The following is a 25,833-nucleotide window of genomic DNA, read 5'->3' as shown; positions in this document are numbered from 1 at the left end:
GATATTTTATGATTGTTTGTCATAGTAAGCACTTTTTTCATCATCAGGATCGAGCGAAACATATTTGTACGGTTTTCTTCCAATCACCCACTGGTAAACATGCGGAAGAAAGAATAGTACACTGACGGAAGAGAATAATAAACCTCCTATTACTGCAATGCCAAGGGGTGCAGTTTGGTCGCCGCCTTCCGACAGGCCTGCCGCCATAGGGATCATGCCGGCGATCATCGCAGCGCTGGTCATCAGGATAGGGCGGAGACGATGCTCTGCAGCATGCAGCTGCGGGTTATTGTCGCCGTTTTTCCGGTGGAACTCAGCATTGGTAATGAAGAGTACAGCATTGGCAATGGCTACACCCACGGCCATAATCGTTCCCATGTAGGATTGTATATTTAAAGAGTTACCGGTAAGATATAAAAATAGCAGCGAACCGGCTACTACCGCGGGGATGATAGCAAGCGTGGTAAAGGCAATGCGGAACGATTGAAAGTACACAGCCATCACCAGCAGGATGGCCACGATGGCAATCAATAACCCAAACTGCAAACTGGTAAGGGTTTCCTGCAGTAGGGAAGGCTGACCGCGCAAAATGATTTTAGCGCCGTTGGGCAGTTGACCCATGCTGGCTATTTTTTCTTTAACCTGTTTAAATACGGTACCCGGATCCTGTTTGTGAATGTTGGCGGTGATGGTAATATAACGCTGTTGATTCAGCCTGTCATATTCCCCCGGCATGGTTACCCGCTTCCAGCTGGCAACCTCACTCAGGTAGTGCGTAGTACCATTGCCGCCGGAAACAGGTATGGCTTCCAGTTGGCTGGTGCTGTTCATTTTAAATTCAGGATACTGCACCTGTACCTGGTAAGCTGTACCCGTGGCTTTGTCCAGCCAATAATTGGGAGTGGTAAAACGACTGGAAGAAGTAGCGGCAACGGTAGACCGCGCAATCTGTTCAATGGTGAGCCCCAGCTGTCCTGCTTTTACGCGGTCCACTTCTAACCTGATGGCCGGATAGTCCATCGGGGTGGCTATTTGAAGATCGCGCAGGGAGGACATCGCAGACAATTTCCCCACGAGTTGTTCCGCCGTTTTTTTACCCTCTGCCAGGTTTTTGTTGACTACCGCAATTTCTATCGGATTGCTGCTGCCGAGGTTTAATACCTGCTCCACGATATCGCCGGGTTCGAAAGACAGCTTTACACCGGGGATCGATGCAATTGCCGCTGCTCTCAGCTGTTCCCGGAAGGTGGCGATCCGCATTACACCTCGTTTGAGCTTTATTTTCAGTACCGCTTCATGTGGTCCGCTGGTCCACAGATGAATGTAGTTTACAGGATAACTCGATGGCTGGGTGCCTATAAAAGCAGAAGTGATTTCCACATTGCCGTTTCCCGCAATACTGTCCGTCAGAGACAACAATTTCCTGGTGGCGTCCTCTGTTCTTTCAAAGCGGGTGCCAACGGGTAAACGCAGACGTACCTGCGCTTGTCCGCTATCGGTTTGTGGGAAAAGTTCGGTGCCGGTAAATATAAAAAGCAGTATCACCAGGCCCGCAGAAACGAGAAAAAATAACACGGTATCTAACCTGAAGCTGGCCTGCCGGCGCTCTCCGGCCGAAACATAACGCCGCTTTAACTTATCGAAAAACCCATCTTCCTTTCTTTCCTTTTCGGGTAATGATGGTTTGAATAACCAGTTGGCTGCTACAGGTACAAATGTTTGTGATAAAATAAAGGATGCGATCATCGCAAAACCTACAGCGAGCGACAAGGGCATAAACATCGCCCGGGGAACTCCATTCATGAACATGGCGGGAACAAACACCGCGAGGATACTCAGGAGTATTAATAGTTTTGGCCCCGCTATTTCTATGCTGGCATCGGCGATGGCGCGGGCTTTATTTTTTCCTGCTTCCATATGCCGGTGAATATTTTCTATTGTAACAGTGGCCTCATCTACTAAAATACCAACAGATAACGCCAGGCCGCCCAATGTCATAATGTTGATGGTTTGTCCTGTAAGATAGAGGAGGATGGCCGATGAGAGCAGCGCCAGCGGGATAGTCATAATAACGATGAGCGCACTGCGCCTGTCGCCAAGGAAAAGTAACACCATCAAACCGGTAAGGATGGCGCCCAGTCCACCTTCAAACAACAGGCTTTTTAATGAATTGATAACATAACCCGATTGATCGAATGCGTAGGTAACTTTTATATCTGATGGTATCGCCGCCTGCATATCGGGCAACGCGGCTTTTACCCGCTGCACCACGTCCCAGGTGGAAGCATCGGCTCTTTTAGTAACAGGAATATACACCGAACGCTTACCATTGACCAATGCATAACTGGTGGTAACATCGGCGCCCAGGCTTACATTGGCAATGTCTTTCACATAAACGGAAGGGCCGGCGCCCGTTTGCAGGGGCGTATTCTGAAGATCCTGCAATGATTCAATAACACTGTTTTGCGGCGTAATGTAGGTGGAGTCGCCAATGCGCACATTGCCGGCAGGTGCTATGGCGTTTGATTTTGCGATGGCTTGCACTACCTGGTCGGGGGCCAGGTTATAACTGCGCAGTTTATCCGGATCAAGGGTAATGAGGACTGTTTTCTGGTTGCCGCCAAAAGGTGGCGGCGCTGATACTCCCGGTAATGTAGCGAACATAGGACGAACGCGGAACAGGGCAAGATCAGATATTTCACTTAGTGAACGGCTGTCGGAACTAAATACCAGCTGGCCCACGGGAACACTGCCTGCATCAAAACGGGTAATGAAAGGCGGCACGGTACCGGGTGGCATGAACGCCCTGGCACGGTTTACATAACCCACTACTTCCGCCATCGCCTGGCTCATATCAGTGCCTTCATTAAATTCAATCTTAATGATGGCGGCGCCCTGTATGTTCCGGGAGTCGACCGATTTAACGCCGGTGATATAGAGGAAATGATATTCGTAGTAAGAGGTAACAAAACCTTCCATTTGTTCCGGTGACAGGCCCCCATAAGGCTGTGCCACGTAGACTACCGGTAAACCGAGACGTGGAAAAATATCCACCTTCGCCTGCCGGATAGAAAGGTAAGAGAAGAATACAATGGCAAATACAGCGACCAGTATAGTAACAGGATGTTGTAATGCCGAACGGATTAGCTTCATAGTGCTTGCTTATATCGTTATTTCAGGTTGTCTGTAAATGTTGTCAGCCGGCCATTTGCTATGGCAATATCCAACAGCGCCCGCCATGTCTGCAGATATGCAGCTGCTTCTCCTGTTTCCGCCTTCAGCAGATCGTACTGCCCCTGTATTAACCGCGTAAAGTCGATCAGCCCGCTGGCATAACTTAATGTCAGCCCATCATAGGCAAAACGGGCAGCCTGCGACTGTATCACCGCTTGTTTTGTTATCAGGATATTTTGATCGAAACTGTACCGGGCGGTTTCTTTCTGTTTTTGCAGGTTTAACCTCACCTGGTCCAGCTGTGCCTCATCTGCTTTGAGCATGGCGCTGTATTGCCTTTTTTTCAGTTGCACTTCTGAAAATTGCAGAATAGGAAAACTGATCTGCACACCGGCGCCATAATTTTTGCGGGAAAGAGACCAGCCATCGGCTTTATCAACGCTGCCGTCGGCGCCTACCCCGGAACCCCGGGCATAGGCATTGGCCCAGAGGTCCAGCTTGGGTCTCCATATACGGTTTACTTCTTTCAATGATGTTTCCGTTACTTCTTTTTTCACCTGGTAGTACTGGTAAACAGGATTGGCGGATGGGCCGGCAGTAGTGTCGGCCACCTGTGGTAACTGGCTAAGCAGTGTGGTATCTGCCAGCAACAGGTTTTCCGGCAGGTCGGGCAATCCTGTTAACCTGCTGAGTTCAGCAAGCTGCGCATAATATTGTCGCTGTACAATCAAGAGGTCTGTCTTCGCCTGGGCCAGTGCCGACTGAAATTGGGTGGTGTCTATTCCGGGGCGCAATCCTTCCCGGGTAAACACCAGTGATTGCTGTAAGCCGGTAGTTGTCCGCTTAATATTAGCCTGGTAGGTTTGCATCAGCTTTTGCAGGTATATGGCATCCAGGTAAACAGATATGGTGGCATACTGTTGACGGAACAACGCATCGTTGTAGGTACTGTTGGCCAGTTTATATTGTGCGGTGGCTTTTTCAATAGCAGCACTCCTTTGACCGAAAGTAAGCGGATTCCACTTTACAATGGCGCCGGCAGCGGTACCGGGCACCGGATCATAGATATTGCCGGCGGAGGGAGGACCACTGATAGGTAACATGAAACCGGGATAGCTCATGCCGGTAATATTATTGTAGGTAGCGTATCCTGCCTGGTACCCGATGTTCAGATCCGGCAACAGGGTATTTTTTGCCAGCTTTACATTATACTGACTGCTTTTCGCCTGTTCTTCATACGCCTTCATTTGGGGCAGGGAGGATTGCACAAGGGTAAGTACGTCTTTTATATGCAATGGTTTTTGTTGTGCATATGCGCTTAGAGAGCATATTCCGATACCACCAATGATTAATATCTTTCTATAACAAGCATTCATTCATCAGGTATTTATTACAAAACTAAATTTATGTATTTAAAAACGCTTTCAGTAGTAATCCTGCACCAGCCCCGATTACGATGATAACGGGTTCCGGTATTTTCCTGAATCTCCACAATATAAAGACTGTTAAGACTGCGAGACCGATTGTATATACATCTGTGAGCGAGCGTTTTGCCAATACAATCACAGCACCGGAAATGGCGCCAATAGCTGCAGCCGTGACACCGTCCACGAAAGCCTTGATACCAGGGTGTTTACCATATTTCCTGAAATAAGGTGCAGGCAATATAGTAAAGAGATAGCAAGGGAAGAAAGTGCCGAAGGCTGCTACGCAGGCGCCGGAAAAGCCAGCGGTCAGGAACCCGATAAACCCTACTGTAATTACCACCGGGCCAGGTGTAATCATTGCCACTGCCACCGCATCCAGAAACTGTTGCTCATTCAACCAGCCGTATTCCTTTACTACACCGCCATAGAGAAACGGTACAATGGCGAGTCCACTGCCAAACACAAAGGCCCCGGCTTTTGTAAAATACAAAAGTATTTGCCAAAGTGTTTTCCCGGAAGCAGCAGTGCTGATATTTAATATCAGGGGATGGATGAATAATTTAGATATTGTAGTTCCTTTATGCGGAAATGATAATTTGGTGGTGGTGGCTTTTAAAAGCCAGTAAAGTATTCCCGCGCCAAGAAACAACCCGATATTTTCGTTCTCCTGCCATACTGTGTAAACTGCAGCAATGATGTAAATAGCCATCAGCACTTTATTGCTGCCAATGGATTTACGGGTCAGTTTCCAGGCGCTTGTTCCGATAATGCCGATGACGGCGGCACCAACGCCGTAGAACACTGCCTGCATCCAGGGAATCCCCTGCCAGTGCACATACATAAACCCAAGTCCCAGCACCATGAGAAAGGAGGGTAGGACAAATGCCAGCCCTGCCAATGTGGCCCCCGGCAGGCGGTAATGAACATATCCCATGTATATTCCAAGTTGAGCCGCCAATGGCCCGGGGGCTAGTTGTGCCAGCGCCAGACCTTCTTTGTAATCTTCTTCACTGATCCATTGTTTATCTTCAACAAGATCGCGGTGCATATAACCGGCAAGGGCTACAGGGCCTCCGAAGCCCCAGGTGCCGAGTTTCAAAAAATAGATAACCAGGTCCCGCAGGCTATATGGCACTTGTGCTTTACTGCTGTTCATTTTCGGATAATGTTTGGCTCCATGTGTATTTTTTTCATTGCTGCTCGCAGCTAATTGATTGTATCGTATTGGATTTATAACTGCAAGTTGATACTATGGATATCCAAAAAATAGAACGAAAAATAAGGTTTGGTCTCTTTTTTACTTTTTTATTAATTCTTTTTTATAGATAGAAGGACTTTTGCCGGTATATTTCTTAAAAATCCTGGTAAAATGACTCTGATCTGAAAACCCGGTGAGATAGGCGATTTCAGTCAGGGAATGGCCGGTACCGGTTAGTAGTTGCACCGCTTTATCTATCCGGAGTTTACGGATATAATCACCAAAAGATAAATCATCAAAATACTTCGAAAACTCCCGGGATAAGTACGCAGGATGTACCTGGAGGGTTTCTGATAATCCTTTCAGGCTTAAGTTGAGATTAGTATCTATCTGATCCTGGATAATTTCTTTGAGTTCTTTGGCCCAGCCTGGTATTTTCCGGCTGTCTTTTTCCTGCTGAAGGAATTTTTTGAAAATATCGATCAGCTGGTCCTCAAAAGGTTGCTGGGTATGTTTTATATGCCGGAGATATTTAGCCCAGCTGTAAAGGGCGTCGTAGAGCATCATGCCTCTTTCCAGTAATGCCTGGTCATCGGGTTCGTTGTAAGCCAGGCCGGCGGAAATCGCCCATAGCCCGGCTGCCTGGCTTGCCAGGTCGTGACGGTCAGTATCCGCTCCACGTACAATAGGAGCCATTATCAGCACAGCAGGATCATCTATGTGGTGCTTTTTGATAATATAGTCAAAGGTGCACTGATCTTCGTAGTGGGTGTACTCAACGTCTACAATATCAAAAGGAATAGCGCCTTCGGCCTCCGCTCGTGGAATCACCTGCTCAAAGGGTACGTAAATAAACGTTGCATCCTTGTCCACAAATCTTTTTATTAACCATGGACAGGCGATCCTGTCGATCTTTGGGCGTTCACGGGTGATCCATTTCATAATAGCTGGTAATGATAAAGGACTGTAATTTAGTGTTGTTTCGGGAATTTACCTGCGGCAGGTGCTCTGCGGCCAACAGATATATCAATGCTTATAAGTACATTCGCCTCCCGGGGAGATGCAGCCTGCGGCTTCAGCCGCCGCCAGGTCCGCAGGACTTGCTGCTGCTTCGGCATTTACGCATCCCTTTAAAGATGTACGCCAGGCCGAACATATATTGGGCCCGGCTGCTTATGCTGCGTTAGCCCTGGAGTTATACGATATTGGAGATCAAAAAACCGGGGATGGTGAAGTTGCATGGGCCATTGAAAATGTAAATAATGAAACAGCAGGTTTGCTGGATAAAATGCCCGCACGTGAAAGCGGGAATAAAAGAATCGTGCAGTTACTGTTTCACCTGGATAATGGAATAAGGGAAAAATACAAACTACAGGATTAATGAACAGATAATTACAAGCTAAAATAAATCTTTATTGCTATGGATAGTAAAACTATTGTTACCGAACGTATCCGGAAGAAGTTGTCTGCTTCAAGAGCGAGCATAAGGTATTGGATACCTGGCACGTTGTTGTTGGGACTGATCCTTTGCGGGGGAAGCTATTTTCGCTACACACAAACAGGTATGCAGCCGGTTGGTTGGGTGGTAGGTGTTGGCATTGCGCTTTTGATCATCCCTCTTGCGCTGCTGGGTGTTGCTTTCAGAAGCAGGAACGATAAGCAATTGCTGGAGTTGGTAAACACACCGGAAAGGGTTGTATGGATTTATCAGCATATACTGAGAATGAATGGGGTGCCACAGGAAAGTATGATGATAGGAGATGACGCCGGTAAACTATACCAACTGCCCGTGAAGCGCAGGAATGGCGAAGATCCGTTGATGGACGCGCTGGTAGACGTATTTCCGGACGCCGTGCTGGGATTTTCGTATGAATTAAAAAAATTGTTTGGGAAAAATCCACAGCAATTCAGACAAGCAGTACAGCAACATAATGACCGGCGTTGATTGGGTAAGGTTTACTTACCCAATCGTTCAGAAAGTATTTCCCTCAATAGTATGAAATCGACGTCCCTTGTGATGGTATTGTTGTAAATAGTATGCCCGGTTTTATCCACCAGGTAGAGTTGTGGAATAGGATAAAATGCAAGCGCTTCCCCAAGGCGATTATCTCCAAATATTTGTGTCCAGTTCATGGAATGTTTTTCGAGCGCCTTTCGGAATGCACTGGAATCTTTATCGAGACTAAACGAAATTAACGTGAAGTCTGCACCGTTATATTTATCATTGATGGCTTTCAATCCAGGCATCTCTTGTACACAAGGGCTGCACCAGGATGCCCAAAGTTGTACCAATACGTACTTGCCACCGAGTTTAGACAGTTCAATTTTGTTGTTGTTGATATCCGTAACAGAGAAATCGGGAAATTTGCCATTGCTGCTAACGTTTATCTTATTTTGAATAATATTATGAAGATGAATGGCTGCTTTACTGTCTTTATAATCGGCTGATACAACATCCTTATATAACTGCATAAGACTGTCTGGTTTTAAAAAAATTGAGTGAACCGATTCAGTCAGCAAAGTCCAGAATGAGATGTATAAATCCGGGTATTGCCTGATAAATGCTATCTTCTTATAGCCTATTGAATCACCCAGTGCAAATGCTTTTTGCAAAGTATCCTGGTTGCTTCCAAATATATTTTTGTTTCTGAAGTAAAATGCAAAAAAGGCCTCTTCTTTTTCTTTTATAAATGATTGGAACATCTCTCCTCCCATTTCTTTATAGGGGATAGTATTGATGGATGTTTTTTCATCAATGGTATAATATTCCTTTATATCGGATAGAGGGCTGAGGTGCACTTCCGTACTTCCTTTCCTGAAGAAAGCGTATCTCATGATAGAACTGGTGTCGCTGGTTTTATATCCTATTGCAATATATCCGAATGGCGCAAATAATTCACCACGCCAGGAAAGGGTATCGGGGTTTATTTTGTGTTCCAGAATGCCGTCATGGACTGTAATGGAAAAGCCGTTTGATTTTAATGGTGCGGTAAAGGCGAATTTAATATATACTGAATCATTTGCTGCCGCAGAAAGACTTACCAGCAGAAAGAGTATACCTGCAGTGTGTTGTAGAAAATGCTTCATTTGTTAATAAATTAGTGTTATCAATAATTTACCGTACAAATATGAAGATTATCGGAATGCAGAAAATGTTAAAGTCAAATCAAGACAATAATAAGTTTCGACAATTATATTTATAACTGTTTTATCAGGTGATATATTTCGGGATTGTGTTTTTTGATTTTTATTTTAACGAATTTTGACGCCGGCATGTTACTTCCTTCAACCACATTATTGATAGCGACCAGCACATTTGTTTCCGGAAAATAGGTAACCGTGTTCCGCTCCGGTATGGCATAGGCAACGATGATAAACAGTGGCGCAATCCGCTCAATGCCGTTGTCATAGTTGAAGAGGTCTACTTTTTCGCCTGGCACAAATCCCGCTTCTTCGATGTCTTTTTGGTTCATGAATATAACCCGGCGCTCGTTTTTTATACCGCGGTACCTGTCATCCAAACCATATATGGTGGTGTTGAACTGGTCATGCGTACGGGTGGTGGCCATCATGTATTCATCCGGGGCAAGCGTGTTGTCGGGTATAGTCGTTAAGGTAAACGGAGCCCGGTCGCCGAATTCTTTCGTGATGAACTGGCCATCCCTGGCGGCATTTGGCAGATAAAATCCTCCCTTGCGCCGCACTTTGTTATTGTAGTCGTCAAAACCAGGGATACATTTTTCAATATCATCTCTTACAGCATCATAGCTCCCGGCATACCGTTGCCAGTTAACAACGGACCGGCTTCCCAATGTTGCCATTGCCATACGGCATACGATTTGCGTTTCGTTGATGAGATGGCGGGATACCGGCTCCAGTACCCCTTTTGATGATTGTACTACGCCCATTGAGTTTTCGGTGCTCACAAACTGGTGTACGCCGTTCACCATGTCGATATCGCTCCGGGAGTAGGTGGGGAGTATCAGCGCTTCCTGCCCGTGTACGAGGTGGCTTCGGTTTAGTTTAGTGGAAACACAAACCGTTAGTTTAAGCTTCCTCAGCGCTTCGGCGGTATAAGTGGTATCTGGTGTTGCGGATAAAAAATTGCCACCCATACTAAAAAAGACTTTCACTTTTTCTTCGTGCATTGCTTTAATCACCCGCACCACGTCGTATCCATGTTTACGGGGAGGTTCGAAGCCATAAAAGTCGCGTATAAGATCTAACTGTTCGTCGGTGGGCTTTTCATTAATCAGCATGGTCCGGTTACCCTGAACGTTACTATGTCCGCGGACCGGGCAAACACCTGCACCGGGCTTGCCAATACTTCCTTTGAGCAGCAATAAATTTACAATTTCCCTGATCATAGCTACCCCGTTGGGTTGCTGTGTGAGTCCCATCCCCCAGCAGAAGATGATCCGTTTTTTAAATGCCATCATCTGTGCTGCTTCATAAATGGCAGATTGCGGTATGCCGGATGCTGCTGCCAGATCTTCCAGTTTGTAATTGTCGAATTGCCTGGCAAAGGCATCGTATCCAACGGTCTTATCCAGGATGAATTGTTGATCAAGTACTTCTCCCGGTGATTTTTTTTCAAAATCAATCAGCAGGAGTGCTATGGCTTTTAAAAGTGCCATATCGCCGTTGATTTTTACAGGCAGGTAAAGATCCGCGAGTTTAACGCCACCGCCAATAATACCGCTTATTTGTTGTGGGTTGTGAAACCCCATTAACCCTGCCTCGGGCAGCGGATTAATGGCAATGATCTTCGCCCCGTTTTGTTTGCCTTTTTCCAGTGCGCTCATCATACGGGGGGCGTTGGTACCTGGGTTTTGCCCAATGATCACAATCACATCGGTATCGTAGAAATCCTCTAATGTAACCGTACCCTTTCCAATCCCGATCGTTGGCAACAGTGCCGTCCCGGATGTTTCATGACACATATTGGAGCAGTCGGGCATATTATTCGTCCCAAATTCTTTTGCAAAAAGCTGGTATACAAATGATGCCTCATTGCTTGTTCTGCCGGAAGTGTAAAATGCTGCTTCATCCGGTGTTTCCAGCGCATTCAGGTGACCGGCGATTTTTTTGAATGCTTCCTCCCAGCTGATGGGTTGATAATGCGTGCCGTTTTTCGGCATATACATGGGATCGGTCAGTCGTCCCATACGGCCTATCTGGAAGTCAGTTAACCTGGCAAGATCGCAGACCGCATTTTTTTTGAAGAATGCGGCAGTTACTTTTTTTGTAGTGGCTTCTTCTGCCAGCGCTTTGGCCCCGTTTTCACAATACTCGCCCAAAGGAGAACGCTCATCATCCGGATCAGGCCAGGCGCAGCTCGGGCAATCAAAGCCGTTTTTTTGATTCATCCTGAATAACGCCTTCATTCCCCTGACGGGAACACCCTCTTCAAAGAGATCACTGAAAGCAGCCATTACAGCTGGCACACCGGCAGCCCATTTTTCTACCTTGGTTAATTTCAGGTCTGATAGTTTATAGGGGTTTTCTGCGGAAGGCTCGTTTCTGTTTTTATCTTTTTCTTTTTCCATACCATTTACTTTATTGGTGAGTGGATGATGAAAATAAACAGTCGATTTATTTTTTTGCAGCCTTGTTATTTAACAGCGTTTCCAACTTCTTCATTTTCGATGCCCAGAATTTATCGTAATAGGAGAGCCACTCCTGCAATTCTTTGAATGCATCCTGCTTTAGTGTACAGTACCTTTCTCTGCCCATATCCTGGATAGAAATAAATCCTGCCGAATACAATATTTTGATATGCTTTGAAACGGCAGGGCGGCTCATGTCGAAGTTCTCCGCCAGGCTATTGATGGTTAAGCTGTCTTTTGAAAGTAGTCTTAACATCTCCCTTCTGCTCGGGTCAGCAATCACCTGGAATATGTCAAGTGTTGGTTGTGCCATTGGTTGCAGCATTTAAGCGTTCAGCGATCTTATGCAGTTTCTCGAGCCAGCCATCTATCAGCGCATTGTAGAGGTTGAGGTTTTCCGGTTGCGAAAAACCGTTATGCTCGAGGAAAACCTCAGTACCATTGTCTTTTGGTACCAGTCTCCATACAACAATAGACTCAAGCGTTATTTTACCATCTCCTGGTCCGCTTTTCCAGGAATAGGAAAGTCTTTTGAAAGGCACAATCTCCAGCACCCGGCAATAAAAAATCCCGTCGAAATCCAGGCTGGGTATAGGACCGGTTCTGAATTGAAAATCATATCCTATAATAGGCAGGAAATCGTTTTTCATCAGCCATTGTTCCATTAATTCAGGCTTTGTCAGGTAATCCCAAACCGCTTCGGGAGAATGAGAAAAGAAAAACTGGTGCTTGATGCTTTTTGTCATGATGTGTAACCCTTAAGTTACCCAAAGATATACGTAACTTTTGTGTTACAGAAATATATTTTGAAGAGAAGGGAATATTATTGGAAGAAGAAAAAACAGGTTAACTGATGCGGTAAGTGCTGACACTTTTGTCATCGGTAACATATAGCAAATCGCTTGCCTCCGCATAGCCGTTTATCTTCAGGTTTGCATCGCTGAATAATAACCGGCCATCAGTCGATACCAGGACTACGCCGGCATTTCCGCCAAACAGCAGGATAGCGTCCAGGTGTTTGAGGTAGTGCATATTCGCCTGCAAAATATCCGGCCCGGGTATTTTAATTTTTCTCGCGGGTTCATCAGCGTCACTATCTACGTTGTAAAAATGGATTTCCCAGGGATCATCTTTAGCAGCGCCTTCTTCGTCATCGCTGTAAGGATGATAGGTCACTGCAACGGTGGCGTTATCTATCCAGCAAACGCCGCGGTTATTATGTTCCCAATAGTTGACACGCTTATCCCTGATGCGGGGATTGCTGATAAAATCCGCTACCTCATATACATTATACAGGTCGCTGGAACCCCAAACCCATCCTGCACTGAGGAACCGGCTATTGTTGGGCGACATATACAGCTTTCCGAAGAAGTAATCATAGGCAGAAGGCCAGGGGAGCTTATTAGCTTCTTCCACTGTTTTATAGAATTCGATATGACTTTCCTCCGCAAATTCTTTTATCAATGATTTGGCTGCGGTAACGACCTGTCGTGTATCCAGGTTCATGATTTGCAGGTGGTTCCAGGCTACTGCATAAACAATATATGGCACATTCAGCTGATCGCGGAACAGCGCCACAGGAAAGCGTGATATGCTTGCATGGTAGTCTTCCCGCCATAGATGAAGGCCGGTATATTTACCGGGATAGTGTACGTAGCCATGTCTTTTGTAATCATTCACCACAACTACTATATCGTCCATTGTATAAATGGTGCTGGGGGCAGCGATATCAAACCCGCCATCCTGGTATCCCATGCTGCTTTCAACGGAAAAAAGGTGCTTTGCTGCTGTTTCCCCGGCTTTTTGCCTCACTACATTGCCGGAACTCAAGAGCAGTACGTATTCATCCGGCGCTGATAAGCTGGCGGCAACAATGCTGGCATCGGATGTTGATATTATCTCCTGGATGAACGCTAATTTCATTTACTTTAGTTATTACCGTGGCGAAGCTATAGGAAATTTGACAATTTGCCCGTTGTAATCATTTGCCTGTTCTCCATCTTTCCCGACACAAAATTGACATAACCCGTTAGAGGGATTCCCCATATTCGCCGTTTTAATAGCAGTACCTATTTGCTGAACTTCGCCTGCATCACACTATTGGAGGAAAGTAAACCATATCCCTGTACCTGTCTTTATTATCCTTATGCCTTTAAATGATCATCATCAAGTTTAACCAAATCTAATCTTATGAAAAACCTGAAATCCCTGGTACGTTTTATTGTTCCCATTTGTCTGGTAGTGGTAATCGTCGCTGTTCTGGCTCCGGGTTGCAAAAGGCCCGGAGGCAATGATTCGCCGCACCATGAACCGGATGGTGCGGCTGGCAATGGCTGGCCATCGCAGCCGCCTGTCAGGATCTGCGGGAATACCAAACTCCTTACCGGGCCCGCTTCGCCGCCGGCAGGCGCTGTGGTGGTACCGGCGGGGAATAACAGTAAATTTAATTTCAGCCGTGCCGGTGTTACTTTCTGGTTTGCTACGGGCATACATACACTGGGTACGGAAGCGTTCAGCCAGATTATACCGGCTAATAATTCCACCTTTATCGGAGGTCCCGATGCCATCCTGGATGGCCAGCATAAAAACAATTATGCTTTTACTCAGAGAGCCACCAATGTCATCATCCGTTACCTTACCATACGCAATTTCGTAGCGCCGTTGGATCAGGGAGTGGTGAATCATGACGCGGGTAATAAATGGACAATTGAGTATAACACGATTCATAACAACGAAGGAGCAGGCCTGATGGCCGGTCCTAATAATATTTATCGCTACAACTGCATAAAGGACAATGGTCAGTATGGTATTAACTCCTGTTGCGGCACCGAAACCCACGAGGTGGAAAATTTTGTGCTGGATCACAATGAAATTGTTGGGAACAATACGGGCGACTGGGAAAAGAAAATTGATGGCTGCGGCTGTACGGGTGGTGTCAAATTCTGGATTAACAAGAACGTGACCGTTACCAATAACTGGGTGCATGATAATCGGGGTACCGGGCTATGGCTTGATAACAACAATCGCGGCTTTATCATTGAAAGTAACTACATCAGCGGCAACGATGGGTTCGGGCTAATGATAGAAGCAGGGTACGATGCCAGGGTACGCTTTAATAACTTTCAGAAAAATGCGATCGTTTTTGGTCGTGAAAGCGCCGCTAAGGGCGATAACTTCCCCGTACCCGCCATATATATTTCCGAGGCGGGCAGTCCCCCGGGCTACGCCTTAAAAACCTCGCCCATGCTGATCAGTAATAATAATTTTGAGAACAACTGGGGTGGGGTAGTATTATGGGAAGATGCTAACCGCTACAGTGGCTCTTCCGGCAATACGCATGTGGCAGGGACTATAAAAATGAGAAGCCTGTACGATGATTCACCCTGTAAATCCGGTCGCCCCGATGTGATCCCCGGGGGCGTGGCGGATAAATTCATCTGCCGGTGGTCAACCGAAAACATCGTGGTAGAAAAGAATGAGTTCAGGATCGATAAGGCCGTTATCGGATGCGCCGGCGGCAATTATTGCGGGATCAACGGTATCTTTTCAGAATATGGTACCTATCCTGAGTTTAGCGGGTACCAGATTCCCTGGCGCATTACTTTTCAGCAGAAAAATATCTTCCGCAACAACCATTATTACGGTGACTGGCGGTTTGCAGGCTTCGAAACATCAAAGCCGGATGGCTCCCGGGTAACATGGGCCGAGTGGACAGCCCCGGCGCCCCCGGTGCCCAAAGAGTTTACAGATGATAACCGCCCTAATACTTTTGGGCAAGACCAGGGAAGTACTTATAGGAAATAATTTCAAATCGGCGGCCTGTCATGGCCGCCGGTTTTAGATGACTTATCTGCCGACAGCGCTTCCCAGCCACTCCAAATTTCCTCCCAAACTACTCCAAAAAACAGCTCCGCCTGGCTGGACGCACTCAATAATTGTGTTGCCACATTGAAAGCGCTAAACATAGCTGTTATTCCCGTATAACCCCCACGGATACACACTTTTACCTGTCTGTTCATTTTGTTCATTTTATTTTACGGGTATTCATTTTATCCTTTCGTTATTCATCGCATTTCCATGCTCATTTTGTTGTTAACTTTCTCATACTGAAAATCTAAGACGAGCTATTTAAGAATAATTTTTGAGAATTAATATCCAATGGAACACCCTGAACGCTATCTGTGATTATCTGAGAAAACCATTTGGCATACAGACCTGCAGCACCGTCCTTGAAAAACCAGTTTAAATCAAAGAAGAAGTACTTCAACCAAACAACGCCGGGATTATATGAGGAATATATTAATACTGATCATCCCGCCCCATTTTTATAGTCACAACGCTATAAGCGGTATTACATTAAAAACCTTATCAGCATAGCTAAATATTATTTGGTATGGGATATAAGCTCCAGTTTAGGATCATGCTGCTGTTGTTGCTATTGTCAGCGTGTTCGGCTACAAAAAAGATTACCTATTTTAATGACATCGCCGCCAGCAGTGGCATAGATTCGGTCAACCGCTACCCGCAACTCAAAATACAGCCGGGCGACGTTTTACAGATCACTATCACCACCCTTGATAAAGACATTTCCCTGGTGCTGAACCCCAATCCGGGGAACGCCGCCGGTACCAGCGGCGGATTAACAGAACAGGGCTACCTGGTCGACAGCGCCGGCAATATCACCCTGCCCATCGCCGGAACGCTGAATGTAAAAGACAAAACCACCGCCGTCATTAACAGCGAAGTAGGAGCGATACTCGGGAAAACCATCCGCAACGCCTACGTTTCTACCCGCCTGGTTAATTTCAAGGTATCCGTACTGGGAGATGTGGCGCATCCCGGATCATTCCGTATACCGGCAGAAAGAGTGTCCCTGCTCGACGCCCTGAGCATGGCCGGTGATATGAACGCCACCGCCCTCAGAAACGATGTTATGGTGATCCGTGAAGTGAATGGAATAAAGCGTTATACATCTCTCAACCTGAACGACAGCAAAACACTTTCTTCTCCCTACTATTATCTGGCAAATAATGATGTCATCTATGTAAAACCAGGACCTAACAGATTGTTCCCGTCGTCCCGTACGGTGCAGTTACTACCAGCTATTATCAGTGCAATTTCACTGGTAACGACTATCATCCTTCTCAGTAAATGATAAATCGACAACATGAGCCTACATAAAGCAAATAATAACAGGAATAATATTATTGATCTGGACGACTTGTTCCGGAAGATAATATTTCATTGGCCGTTATACCTCATCGTTGTAGCACTGGCCGTTTCCGCCGGATTGCTTTATCTCCGGTACAAGCAACCGATCTATATGTCCAGCGCACGGCTTTACCTGAAAGATGAAAAGAAAGGAGGCGGCAGCGATGAAATGGACGCCCTCAAATCATTGTCGCTTTTTAACAGCGGCAAGAATATGGAAAACGAAATGGAAGTCCTGCAATCCCCCATACTACTGGAGAAGGTGATCAGCAACAATAACTTCAACATTCGCTACTACATAAAAAGAAGCATCCGGAACGAAGAGAAATACGGGAACGCTCCATTGGAATTACACGCCGTTTCCGGAAACCCGACAGTCGGTAATTATACATTCCATATCACCATGAAAGATGCCCGGCTGGATATTAAAGCCATGCCCGGCAATATCGACTCCACCGTCAAACTCTCCGTTGCCGCCGGCACTCCCTTTGGCATAGGGAAGGATACCTTCGTTATCAATACCCGCCCCGATATCCGCCTCGCCGCTACTGATATGGTAGAAATCAAGGTAGACTCCGTGATGGAAATGGCCTATAAAGTAGCCGAAGATATCAGCGCCGCCCTCGTCAACAGGGATGCTACCGTGGTAATGGTCACCTATAAAGATCCGGTGGCAGAAAGAACGGCAGATTTCCTCAACGCCCTGCTTAATAACTATAACGAATATACGCTGAACGATAAGAACAAAGTGGCCATCAAAACCATCCAGTTCCTCACCACCAGGATCGACTCGCTCAAGGAAGAACTGGGGCTGCTCGAAAGACAGGAAGAAACCTTTAAGGTGCAACGCGGTATCACCGATATTGACGCTGGCTCCAAACTGGCGCTGGAACAGGTAAAAGAAGCAGATATACATCTGAACGAAGCCAACCTCCAACTATCTGTGGTAGACCAGGTGGAGAATTACATTAATAACCCCGCCAGCGGCTATCCCTTTGCCCCGGTTACCACCAGCGTAGACCAGACATTGACTTCCATGATCAACCGCTACGAGGAATCGCTGCGGGAGAAAAAGCGCCTCTCCCTGTCGCTGCTCCCCACCAGCGAAATTATGCAGAACCTCGACGGGCAAATAAATGACGCCAAAAACACGATCAAAAACTATATCAACGGATACCGCCGCAATGCCGGCATTGTACAACAGAAAACACAGGCAAAAGTAAACGAGATCCAGGGAAAGATCGCCAATATTCCCGCCTACGCAAGAGAATATATCAATATCAAAAGACAACAAGGTGTTAAGGAAAATCTTTACCTGTACCTCCTGAAGAAAAAGGAAGAAGCGGCCGTGACCTACGCCGGTAACGTTACAGACAATAAAATCATCGCGCCGGCCTTTATTCCCGATAAACCGATTTCGCCAAAAAAACCGTTTATATTCATCAGCTTTATCGCCATCGCTGTTGTTGCCGCCAGCGTGTATGTATACGTAAAATATTTCCTGAACCCCAGGATCCTGAGCAGGAAAGAAATTGAACAGGTGTTCGACCTGCCGGTGATCGCAGAAATATACCAGCAGACGGAAGGTCTCGCCGATTTTTCACTCAGCAACAAATCTGTGCTGACAGAACAGATCTTCAACCTGCGTACCAACCTCAAATTCCTGCTATCAGATCATAAAGGCCCTTCCACTATTATGCTTACCTCCAGTTTATCCGGTGAGGGTAAAACATTTCTTTCCGCCCACCTCGCCAATTCACTGACGGTGAGTAACAAGAAAGTGGTACTGGTAGAAATGGACCTCCGCAAGCCCAAGCTCTCCGGGTTCCTGGGCATGGACTACCGTACAGGGATCACCAATTATATTGTTGGAAATAAAACGGTAGACGAAATTATCCGCCCCGTACCAGGTACTGAAGGACTGTTCCTGGTGTCTTCCGGCTCTATTCCTCCCAATCCTATTGAAATGATCGAAGGGCAGCGGATGCTCACGCTGCTGAATATCCTGAAAGAGAAATTCGATTATGTGATCATCGATACTTCGCCCGTGGGCATTGTTTCGGATGCCAAGAGCATTGCACCTTACACCGATTGTACCCTTTTTGTGGTACGGTACAATTTTACATTGAAGTCAAAATTAATGATGGTTGCTGAGAGCCTGAATGGTGGCCTTTTCCGGAAGAAGGGAATTATATTCAACGGTATAGAACAGGACTCTTTCTATCCTTATTACTATTACGACCAATATTCTTACGATTCAAACAATGCCAGGAAAAATACCTGGATTTCTATCGTCAAAAAAACTGCCAGGAGAATTGCATAACGTGTTTGAAAATAGCGTTTGGCTGCTCGCTGATAAGCTCAGTAAGCTGTTTCCGGGTATCCTTGTACTGGCCCTGCTGGCCAGGCACCTGGGACCGCAGGAGTTTGGCATATGGAGCTATGCCGTTGCATTAACAACGATTATAGGAACGGTAGCGATACTCGGAATGGATAAGATAGCGGTAAAAGAACTGATCACCGGGCAAAGCTCTCAGCCCGTTACGGTGTCTACTGTCATCTTCATGCGTATCATGGCTGCCTTGTGCTGTATGCTCATTAGTATACTGATAGTGGTGCTCACCCGGCCACAACAGCCGGTATACCTGTATTGTACGTTCTTTTCTTCTTTTACAATATTGTTCCAGTCTTTCGATGTACTGGATTATTTCTACCAGGTAAAAAACAGTATCAGAACAGTGATCATTCCTAAAGTGTCCGTATTTATCCTGTTTTGCCTTATCAAAACTATCCTGATCCTGCTGGGTGGCTCGCTGCCGGCTTTTTTATGGGTATCGGTACTGGAACTGCTGGTCACCTATTCCATCATCCTGTGGAAATATCACCGGCAATATGCATCCGCGGCGTTTTCAAAAATAAACTTTCATTTAGCTGCCAGGTTGCTGAAACAATGTTCCCCGCTCATTTACTCCAGTGTATTGGTAGTATTATTTATAAAAATAGACCTGTTGCTGCTGGATTATATGAGCAGTGCCACGGCGCTGGGTAACTACGTGGTGGCTGCCAGGATATCTGAACTCTGGTATGCGCTGCCAACCGTGATAGCTACAGCCATGCTGCCCGGATTGATCCGGAAAAAGGAAGAAAATCCTGCTGCATACCGGGAGAGCCTGGAAACATGGATTCGCTTATCCTGCTGGCTGAGCATAGGCATTGCTGTCTTTATAACGTTATCATCTCCCTTTATCATTGGGCTGCTGTATGGTCCGGCCTATGTATCGGCGCCGCGGATACTGCGGATACACATCTGGGCCTGCATACCGGTATTTATCGCAGCAGTAGTGGTACAGTATCTTTTTGTGGAGGGCAGGTACCACCTGTTTGTATATGGCAATGCCGCCGGGTTACTGGTGAATGTTGCTGTTAATTTATGGCTGATTCCCGCCATGGCGGGAACCGGCGCCGCCATTGCCACCGTAGCGGCTTACACCACCGTTTACAGCGTGATGGTATGCCTGGATAAAAGCAGGGAGAGCTGGAAGCTTACCAGGAAAATGCTCCATCCGGGGCATTTATACGATGATGCAAAAAAGGTGCTCAGGGGTCTGAAACATTTCCTGGGAGGGGTTTTATCATTTCAGTCAAGTAATCCGCTGCCCAATGAATAAACTGAAAAATATCGTGAAAAATGTTGCCGGCCGGCTGTTCCCTCAGTTCCGGTATGGCGTGCTGGCATATAGTTCTGAAGGGGAGGACCTGATTTTGCGGAGAATATTTGATGACAAGAAAAATGGTGTGTATGTAGACGTGGGGGCGCATCATCCCTTCCGTTTTTCCAACACCTATCTTTTTTATAAGATGAACTGGAGAGGTATCAACATTGATCCAAGCCCGGGGTTCCGGGTTTTGTTTAATCGCTACAGACCTCATGATATTAACCTGGAAATGGGCGTGTCACTGGAGAAACAGGAGCTGTGCTACAGCATTTTCAATGAACCCGCGCTGAATACTTTTTCTGCCGATAAAGTGAAGGAATACACACAGGTGATGAGATATAAGGTGATTGATGAGAAGAAAGTAGCCACGTGGCCATTATCCGAGATCCTGGACAAATACCTGTCAGACGCCACCGCCATTGATTTCCTCACCATAGATGCAGAAGGACTTGACATCGATGTGCTGCGGTCCAACAATTGGGACAAATACCGCCCTGCCTATGTGCTGGTGGAATCAAAACCTTTTGAACTGGCGCCGGACAGCGGTAACGAAATATCTGCATTCATGCAGGATGTTGGTTATCGCATTTTCGCGAAAACGTATTATACCTATTTCTTTAAAAGAACGGAGTCGTAAGATGACGCAGTCAAAATTATATGTACAATATGGGAGCGGTCCTTTTTCAGCGCCTGAAGGCTGGAAAAACTTCGATTCGTCGCCCACACTGATGTTGCAGCAGTTGCCCGTGGTGGGTAAATTGTTGAGACGGAAAATGCATGTGGCCTTTCACCGCGATACCCTGCAGGGAGATATTCTGAAAGGGTTGCCCGGTATAGAGCCGAACTCCTGCGACGGAATCTACTGCTGCCATGTGCTGGAGCATTTGTCCCGCAGGGATTGTATCCTGGCCATTAAAAACAGCTATCAGCTGCTGAAGCCGGGCGGCTGTTTCCGCTGTGTGGTGCCGGACCTGGAAAGCGCTGCGAGGAATTACCTGGATGGTCTTGGACAGCAGGACCATACCGCTAATGTGAAGTTTATGGAAGAAACCCTGCTGGGCAGGGAAGAACGTCCCCGTGGCGTGAAGCAGTTGGTGCAGCTGGCATTTGGAAATAAGGAACACCTGTATATGTGGGATGCCGTGTCACTCACGCATGCCTTCCGGGCTGCCGGGTTTAAAGATATCCGGCAATGCAGTTTCAACGACAGCCATGATCAGATGTTCGTGCGGGTAGAGGAAGCAACCAGATTTGATAACGCCGTAGCATTAGAGGCAACAAAATGATGTTACAGACACCTATCCTATTATTGGTTTTTAACCGGCCGGAGCAAGCCCTCAGCGTACTGGAACAGATCAGACAGCAACGGCCGGAACGGCTCTTTATCGCGGCCGACGGACCCCGGCCGGGCAAAGCAGGAGAGGAACATCTCTGCAGGGAAACAAGGAAGGCACTGCTGGAAGGAGTAGACTGGTCCTGTGACGTGCAAACGCTTTTCCGCCCAAAGAACCTTGGTTGCGGCAAGGCGGTAAGCAGCGCGGTGAGCTGGTTTTTTGAATGTGTGGAAGAGGGGATCATACTGGAAGATGATTGTGTTCCTGACCCTACCTTTTTTTCGTTTTGTGAAGAGATGCTGGCGCATTACAGAACAGACCCTGATGTGATGCATATCAACGGCAGCAACTACCAGGAAGGGAAAAAAAGGGGAAAGGGATCCTACTATTTTTCAAGGTATGCGCATGTATGGGGTTGGGCCAGCTGGCGCAGGGCATGGAAACAATATGATTTTACATTGGAACGGTATAAAGACCGGCCCACCGCAGGCCTTAATCCCATGTTGCAGCAGGAGTTCCGGCTTATGCTGGAGAAGAGAATAGATACCTGGGATATACAATGGTTTATGGCCGTATGGTTTTCGGAAGGATGGGTGATTACGCCAAATGTATGCCTGGTGAAGAATACGGGCTACGGGAGAGGGGCTACACATACCAGCCATCCCCCTGGATGGTTTAAGAAGATAGTGTATGGTGCCATGCCGGTTATCACGCACCCGGCAAAAAAGAAGATCGATACGGCGGCAGACAAGTTTGTGGCTGATACAGTATACGCAGGCAGTGGCATGTATGTTTATTTAAAAAAAATAATAAGAAGCCACCCATTGCTTTACAAAATATGTAAACGAATAGCAGTGGCGCTTCCCATTTGAAAAAAAATGTTAAATGGAAACAGGATATAGCATCCTTCAAAGCTCAAATTTTTTCGTGGAATGCTTCAGGGAGCTGATGCCCCTGGTCGTTGCCGCTACTTTGCTATACCTGTACTATAAAAAGAAGATCACCATCATAGATGCCCTGTTGTATGCTTTTGCTACGGAAGCCTATACGATGTTGTATATAGGGCCTACTTTCACCGCCACATTATTTGTCAGCGTATTTATCCTGGTAGAACAGGCGCACCTGCTGGTTACAGGACGCCAGCAAATCAAAAGGGAATACCTGTTTATCCTTCTGCTGCCGTTTCTTTCCCAGATAGCGGTCATGCTGCTGACCCAGTTATACAAGGATCCCTTTTATTATCCTAATGGCAGTAACGCCGCCTTCTATACACGTCCCCTTTATTTTTACCTGAAAACCTATCTTCCGCTGTTTGCTATCGGGGCAAAGATTGTACAGGATAAGGACGCACTTTCTTTCGAAAGCTTCCTGTCTACCATGAAGCGGATTGCCAGGATCTCGTGTTTTATTGCCCTGGTACAGATCGCCGTGCAGGTGATTTTCAGAAATGCGGAGCTGAGTGAATTGCTGGGATTGCAGCACCGGTACCTGATTGCGGGTATTAACGGTCCTTTGGATGTAAGGGTGCAGGCATTATTTTCGGAGCCAAAAACTTTCAGCGCATTTCTATCACTGGCTATTCCCATCTTCATGAGGGACCGCAATTACCGGATGACCTTTTTCGCGTTTGTGATGGCGGTGCTTACTTCATCACAAACATTCTGGGTGAATATATTGGCCGCTTCATTGTTGTTTACCGCTTTCGGGAAAATTTCCGCTGTGCGGATAAAAATAGTCGGAACGCTGGGTATCATCGTCGGCTTATTCATGGCCATTGCATCTTCCAAAGAATTACTGTTAAAGCATTACATGAGTAACCGCAACGACCCGGTTTACAGGGCGATTTTTGAAAGATCCGCTTATCGTTATGATAATGAAATATGGCAGAAGAATAATATCATTATGGGTATTCCGCTGCAACGCGATATGGAACTCCCCGTTGTTGATTTTTTGAAAGATGAGCCTTACTTACTGTGGACGGGCTATGGCGCGGGTAACAGTACATTTATCCCTACCAGGTATTTTTTCGGACAGTTGACTTATCAGAACCGTGTAGCGGGTGTGGGAGGCCATAACCTCAATATGCGATGGTTCTTTATCCTGGCGGAGTTTGGCGCCATATCGCTGTTGTTTTTCTTTTTTATTCTCACAAAAACAGACAAACATATTACCCTATTCAATAAGAATTACCTGGCTTATGTAGCCACGTGTTTTTTCTTTAGTCAGATTGATCTGTTTTTTTTAATTGTTGCCCTGTTAAGTGCTTATGGCGATAAAGAGGAATGAGCCATGTGGTATTAATTATGAATGATGGAGTTATATCTTGATAATATCGTGTTTACCATCCAGAAAGCTGGCGGCGTATCTGTGTACTGGTACGAGCTGATAAAAGGCATTCATGACAGTGGTCTTGATGTACATTTTTTGAATACCCGGTCATCTTCTCCCAACATTTTTGAGCAGAAGATCAACTATAATAATTTTCGTTGTATCAGGGAAAGCAGCATTCCTTCCCGCTGTTTGCGATATCTGCCGTTGCAACGGAAATTGCCTGAAGCGGCTGTTTTTCATAGCGGTTACCTGCGGGTATCGCCGCAGCAGAATGTGGTGAATATTTTAACGGTGCATGATTTTGCACATGAACGAAAGCTGGCAACGCCTTTCCCGCGCGGATTGGCCAATACCACCCAGAAAGCTTACGGCCTCAAAAGAGCCGATGGTATTATCTGTATTTCGGAGAGTACCCGGAAAGAGCTGTTGCATTTTTACCCGGCAACGGCAGATAAAAAGATCAAAGTCATCCATCACGGAATAGCGGATGATTTTTATCCGGCAGATAAAAGCCGGCCGCCGGTATGCACGCTTCCGCTGGATCTGCAGCAAACCTATATTTTATATGTAGGGGCAAGAAACAAGTACAAGAATTTCAAGGTGGCGATAGCCACTATGCAGCAGTTGCCGGAACACTACCGGTTGGTAGTAGTAGGAGGGGAACCATGGGGTATGCAGGAAACGGAACAGCTGGAAACCTTGCTCCCCGGCCGCTACCAGCTGTTGCCGGTTGTTTCTTCGGCCGACCTGAACGTGTTGTATAACTACGCTTTCTGCATGCTGTATCCATCCGTATATGAAGGATTTGGGTTTCCCCCGGGAGAGGCCATGAAAGCAGGTTGCGTGGTAGTGTCTTCCAATTTTACGGCTATTCCCGAAGTAGTAGGACAGGCAGGTGTGCTGGTGGATCGCGCAGAACCTGCCGCATTTGCCGGCGGCATCCGGAAACTTGAAAATGCGCAGTACAAACAACAAATGATCGATAAAGGATTGAAACAGGCAGAAATGTTTACCTGGCAAAAAACGGTACAGGAAACACTGGCATTCTACCAGGATTGTTGGAACCACAAATTTTTGAAATGAATATATTTTTCAGAATTGCCGATGCAGCCAAAGTAATTTTTCATACACGAAAAGGAATTTCCTTTATCATGAAAAATGGCGCTTCCATCGCGTCTACCCAGGTGCTTCATAATTGCAGGCATTATATACCTGAGCTGAAAACGGTGTTGGACGTGGGCGCTAATAAAGGACAGTTTGCACTGGCTACTGCCTGGCAATACCCGGCAGCAAAAATATATGCTTTCGAACCGGTGCCGGGTACCTTCAAAACACTGCAGCATAACACACGCAGGGTCCCCGCCGTACAAGCCTTTAATTATGCGCTCGGAAGTGACGACGGTGTGATCGACTTTTTCTCCAACGCCTATTCCCATGCCAGTTCTGCACTGCAGGTATCGGCCTTGCAACGGGAACTGGTACCGCGTACAGCAGATACCTTTTCTATAAAAGTAGTGGTGCGACAAATGGACAACGTGCTGAAAGATCTTTCCCTTACCTCTCCAACCTTGCTAAAGCTGGATGTACAGGGATTTGAGAAAGAAGTATTACTCGGTGCAGCACATAGTCTGCAGCATATCGATTACCTGCTGTTCGAAACCTCTTTTGTGGCTATGTACGACGGAGAACCCTTATTTGATGAAATGCATGACTATGTAAAGAAGCTGGGCTTTGAATTTATCGCACCTGTCAGTTTTTTACAATCGGGAACCCTACAGATCCTGCAAATGGATCTGCTGTATAAAAGAAAATCGTAGACGGTTATAATACTAA

Annotated in this window: 22 protein-coding genes; 12 read left to right on the top strand and 10 right to left on the bottom strand. The window is 46.4% G+C overall.

Features of this window, described 5'->3' with window-relative positions:
* Positions 1 to 6: 6 nt before the first annotated feature.
* The 4 genes from KE626_RS26100 to KE626_RS26085 all read right to left on the bottom strand — a co-directional run bounded on the left by KE626_RS26100 (position 7) and on the right by KE626_RS26085 (position 6,741).
* Positions 7 to 3,153 (bottom strand): efflux RND transporter permease subunit, encoded by a 3,147-nt coding sequence (locus KE626_RS26100; RefSeq protein ID WP_211975963.1) that lies wholly within the window; start codon positions 3,151 to 3,153, stop codon positions 7 to 9.
* Positions 3,154 to 3,170: 17 nt separating this feature from the next.
* Positions 3,171 to 4,550 (bottom strand): TolC family protein, encoded by a 1,380-nt coding sequence (locus KE626_RS26095; RefSeq protein ID WP_211975962.1) that lies wholly within the window; start codon positions 4,548 to 4,550, stop codon positions 3,171 to 3,173.
* A gap of 28 nt (positions 4,551 to 4,578) precedes the next feature.
* The gene (locus KE626_RS26090; protein ID WP_211975961.1) at positions 4,579 to 5,757 is read right to left on the bottom strand and encodes a chromate transporter; all 1,179 of its coding nucleotides are present in this window, start codon (positions 5,755 to 5,757) and stop codon (positions 4,579 to 4,581) included.
* A 141-nt stretch (positions 5,758 to 5,898) separates the two neighbouring features.
* Positions 5,899 to 6,741 (bottom strand): chromate resistance protein ChrB domain-containing protein, encoded by an 843-nt coding sequence (locus tag KE626_RS26085; protein ID WP_211975960.1) that lies wholly within the window; start codon positions 6,739 to 6,741, stop codon positions 5,899 to 5,901.
* Between the two features lie 118 nt (positions 6,742 to 6,859).
* Here KE626_RS26085 and KE626_RS26080 point away from each other — a divergent pair, with 118 nt between their 5' ends.
* Together KE626_RS26080 and KE626_RS26075 are read left to right on the top strand one after the other, a co-directional pair.
* Positions 6,860 to 7,180: a hypothetical protein gene (locus KE626_RS26080; protein WP_211975959.1), complete on the top strand. Its 321-nt coding sequence runs from the start codon at positions 6,860 to 6,862 to the stop codon at positions 7,178 to 7,180.
* A 39-nt stretch (positions 7,181 to 7,219) separates the two neighbouring features.
* A complete protein-coding gene (locus KE626_RS26075; RefSeq protein WP_211975958.1) occupies positions 7,220 to 7,744 on the top strand; it encodes a hypothetical protein in 525 nt (174 codons plus the stop codon).
* A gap of 11 nt (positions 7,745 to 7,755) precedes the next feature.
* Here KE626_RS26075 and KE626_RS26070 read toward each other — a convergent pair whose 3' ends face one another.
* The 5 genes from KE626_RS26070 to KE626_RS26050 form a co-directional block, all read right to left on the bottom strand.
* Positions 7,756 to 8,886, bottom strand: coding sequence for a TlpA family protein disulfide reductase (locus tag KE626_RS26070; RefSeq protein ID WP_211975957.1), 1,131 nt, complete (start codon positions 8,884 to 8,886; stop codon positions 7,756 to 7,758).
* 110 nt (positions 8,887 to 8,996) lie between these two features.
* Positions 8,997 to 11,348 (bottom strand): FdhF/YdeP family oxidoreductase, encoded by a 2,352-nt coding sequence (locus KE626_RS26065; RefSeq protein WP_211975956.1) that lies wholly within the window; start codon positions 11,346 to 11,348, stop codon positions 8,997 to 8,999.
* A 46-nt stretch (positions 11,349 to 11,394) separates the two neighbouring features.
* Positions 11,395 to 11,721: an ArsR/SmtB family transcription factor gene (locus KE626_RS26060; RefSeq protein ID WP_211975955.1), complete on the bottom strand. Its 327-nt coding sequence runs from the start codon at positions 11,719 to 11,721 to the stop codon at positions 11,395 to 11,397.
* Positions 11,702 to 12,154: an SRPBCC family protein gene (locus tag KE626_RS26055; protein ID WP_211975954.1), complete on the bottom strand. Its 453-nt coding sequence runs from the start codon at positions 12,152 to 12,154 to the stop codon at positions 11,702 to 11,704. The genes KE626_RS26060 and KE626_RS26055 overlap by 20 nt, the downstream gene beginning before the upstream one ends.
* A gap of 100 nt (positions 12,155 to 12,254) precedes the next feature.
* Positions 12,255 to 13,331: a hypothetical protein gene (locus KE626_RS26050; RefSeq protein WP_211975953.1), complete on the bottom strand. Its 1,077-nt coding sequence runs from the start codon at positions 13,329 to 13,331 to the stop codon at positions 12,255 to 12,257.
* A gap of 267 nt (positions 13,332 to 13,598) precedes the next feature.
* Here KE626_RS26050 and KE626_RS26045 point away from each other — a divergent pair, with 267 nt between their 5' ends.
* Positions 13,599 to 15,212, top strand: a complete 1,614-nt coding sequence (locus KE626_RS26045) for a right-handed parallel beta-helix repeat-containing protein (protein WP_211975952.1) — start codon at positions 13,599 to 13,601, stop codon at positions 15,210 to 15,212.
* Positions 15,213 to 15,214: 2 nt separating this feature from the next.
* Here the strand turns inward: KE626_RS26045 and KE626_RS26040 are convergent, their stop codons facing one another.
* A complete protein-coding gene (locus tag KE626_RS26040; RefSeq protein ID WP_211975951.1) occupies positions 15,215 to 15,427 on the bottom strand; it encodes a hypothetical protein in 213 nt (70 codons plus the stop codon).
* 374 nt (positions 15,428 to 15,801) lie between these two features.
* On the opposite strand from KE626_RS26040, the gene KE626_RS26035 reads away from it, so the two are divergent.
* Genes KE626_RS26035 through KE626_RS25995 form a run of 9 tightly spaced genes read left to right on the top strand, consistent with a single transcriptional unit; the run spans position 15,802 to position 25,817 of the window.
* Positions 15,802 to 16,563, top strand: coding sequence for a polysaccharide biosynthesis/export family protein (locus KE626_RS26035; protein ID WP_211975950.1), 762 nt, complete (start codon positions 15,802 to 15,804; stop codon positions 16,561 to 16,563).
* A 12-nt stretch (positions 16,564 to 16,575) separates the two neighbouring features.
* Positions 16,576 to 18,942: a GumC family protein gene (locus KE626_RS26030; protein ID WP_211975949.1), complete on the top strand. Its 2,367-nt coding sequence runs from the start codon at positions 16,576 to 16,578 to the stop codon at positions 18,940 to 18,942.
* A gap of 1 nt (position 18,943) precedes the next feature.
* Positions 18,944 to 20,287 (top strand): flippase, encoded by a 1,344-nt coding sequence (locus KE626_RS26025; protein ID WP_346344485.1) that lies wholly within the window; start codon positions 18,944 to 18,946, stop codon positions 20,285 to 20,287.
* Positions 20,280 to 20,972, top strand: a complete 693-nt coding sequence (locus tag KE626_RS26020; protein WP_211975947.1) for an FkbM family methyltransferase — start codon at positions 20,280 to 20,282, stop codon at positions 20,970 to 20,972. The genes KE626_RS26025 and KE626_RS26020 overlap by 8 nt, the downstream gene beginning before the upstream one ends.
* 1 nt (position 20,973) lies before the next feature.
* Positions 20,974 to 21,621 (top strand): class I SAM-dependent methyltransferase, encoded by a 648-nt coding sequence (locus KE626_RS26015; protein WP_211975946.1) that lies wholly within the window; start codon positions 20,974 to 20,976, stop codon positions 21,619 to 21,621.
* Positions 21,618 to 22,541 (top strand): glycosyltransferase family 2 protein, encoded by a 924-nt coding sequence (locus KE626_RS26010; protein ID WP_211975945.1) that lies wholly within the window; start codon positions 21,618 to 21,620, stop codon positions 22,539 to 22,541. Before KE626_RS26015 ends, KE626_RS26010 begins: the two co-directional genes overlap by 4 nt.
* Positions 22,542 to 22,554: 13 nt before the next feature.
* Positions 22,555 to 23,955, top strand: a complete 1,401-nt coding sequence (locus KE626_RS26005; RefSeq protein ID WP_211975944.1) for a hypothetical protein — start codon at positions 22,555 to 22,557, stop codon at positions 23,953 to 23,955.
* 24 nt (positions 23,956 to 23,979) lie between these two features.
* A complete protein-coding gene (locus tag KE626_RS26000) occupies positions 23,980 to 25,083 on the top strand; it encodes a glycosyltransferase family 4 protein (protein WP_211975943.1) in 1,104 nt (367 codons plus the stop codon).
* Positions 25,080 to 25,817, top strand: coding sequence for an FkbM family methyltransferase (locus KE626_RS25995; RefSeq protein WP_211975942.1), 738 nt, complete (start codon positions 25,080 to 25,082; stop codon positions 25,815 to 25,817). Before KE626_RS26000 ends, KE626_RS25995 begins: the two co-directional genes overlap by 4 nt.
* Positions 25,818 to 25,833 lie beyond the last annotated feature (16 nt).

Origin of the sequence: Chitinophaga hostae (genome assembly GCF_018224885.1) — a bacterium.
Taxonomy (GTDB): domain Bacteria; phylum Bacteroidota; class Bacteroidia; order Chitinophagales; family Chitinophagaceae; genus Chitinophaga; species Chitinophaga hostae.
Note: the sequence above shows the minus strand (reverse complement) of the source record. Positions and strands in the feature narration are given on the sequence as shown.

Excerpts from the sequence above, each read along its gene's own strand:
- KE626_RS26100 (WP_211975963.1), bottom strand. The coding sequence starts at position 3,153 with ATGAAGCTAATCCGTTCGGCATTACAACATCCTGTTACTATACTGGTC.
- KE626_RS26095 (WP_211975962.1), bottom strand. The coding sequence starts at position 4,550 with ATGAATGCTTGTTATAGAAAGATATTAATCATTGGTGGTATCGGAATA.
- KE626_RS26090 (WP_211975961.1), bottom strand. The coding sequence starts at position 5,757 with ATGAACAGCAGTAAAGCACAAGTGCCATATAGCCTGCGGGACCTGGTT.
- KE626_RS26085 (WP_211975960.1), bottom strand. The coding sequence starts at position 6,741 with ATGAAATGGATCACCCGTGAACGCCCAAAGATCGACAGGATCGCCTGT.
- KE626_RS26080 (WP_211975959.1), top strand. The coding sequence starts at position 6,860 with ATGCAGCCTGCGGCTTCAGCCGCCGCCAGGTCCGCAGGACTTGCTGCT.
- KE626_RS26075 (WP_211975958.1), top strand. The coding sequence starts at position 7,220 with ATGGATAGTAAAACTATTGTTACCGAACGTATCCGGAAGAAGTTGTCT.
- KE626_RS26070 (WP_211975957.1), bottom strand. The coding sequence starts at position 8,886 with ATGAAGCATTTTCTACAACACACTGCAGGTATACTCTTTCTGCTGGTA.
- KE626_RS26065 (WP_211975956.1), bottom strand. The coding sequence starts at position 11,348 with ATGGAAAAAGAAAAAGATAAAAACAGAAACGAGCCTTCCGCAGAAAAC.
- KE626_RS26060 (WP_211975955.1), bottom strand. The coding sequence starts at position 11,721 with ATGGCACAACCAACACTTGACATATTCCAGGTGATTGCTGACCCGAGC.
- KE626_RS26055 (WP_211975954.1), bottom strand. The coding sequence starts at position 12,154 with ATGACAAAAAGCATCAAGCACCAGTTTTTCTTTTCTCATTCTCCCGAA.
- KE626_RS26050 (WP_211975953.1), bottom strand. The coding sequence starts at position 13,331 with ATGAAATTAGCGTTCATCCAGGAGATAATATCAACATCCGATGCCAGC.
- KE626_RS26045 (WP_211975952.1), top strand. The coding sequence starts at position 13,599 with ATGAAAAACCTGAAATCCCTGGTACGTTTTATTGTTCCCATTTGTCTG.
- KE626_RS26040 (WP_211975951.1), bottom strand. The coding sequence starts at position 15,427 with ATGAACAGACAGGTAAAAGTGTGTATCCGTGGGGGTTATACGGGAATA.
- KE626_RS26035 (WP_211975950.1), top strand. The coding sequence starts at position 15,802 with ATGGGATATAAGCTCCAGTTTAGGATCATGCTGCTGTTGTTGCTATTG.
- KE626_RS26030 (WP_211975949.1), top strand. The coding sequence starts at position 16,576 with ATGAGCCTACATAAAGCAAATAATAACAGGAATAATATTATTGATCTG.
- KE626_RS26020 (WP_211975947.1), top strand. The coding sequence starts at position 20,280 with ATGAATAAACTGAAAAATATCGTGAAAAATGTTGCCGGCCGGCTGTTC.
- KE626_RS26015 (WP_211975946.1), top strand. The coding sequence starts at position 20,974 with ATGACGCAGTCAAAATTATATGTACAATATGGGAGCGGTCCTTTTTCA.
- KE626_RS26010 (WP_211975945.1), top strand. The coding sequence starts at position 21,618 with ATGATGTTACAGACACCTATCCTATTATTGGTTTTTAACCGGCCGGAG.
- KE626_RS26005 (WP_211975944.1), top strand. The coding sequence starts at position 22,555 with ATGGAAACAGGATATAGCATCCTTCAAAGCTCAAATTTTTTCGTGGAA.
- KE626_RS26000 (WP_211975943.1), top strand. The coding sequence starts at position 23,980 with ATGGAGTTATATCTTGATAATATCGTGTTTACCATCCAGAAAGCTGGC.
- KE626_RS25995 (WP_211975942.1), top strand. The coding sequence starts at position 25,080 with ATGAATATATTTTTCAGAATTGCCGATGCAGCCAAAGTAATTTTTCAT.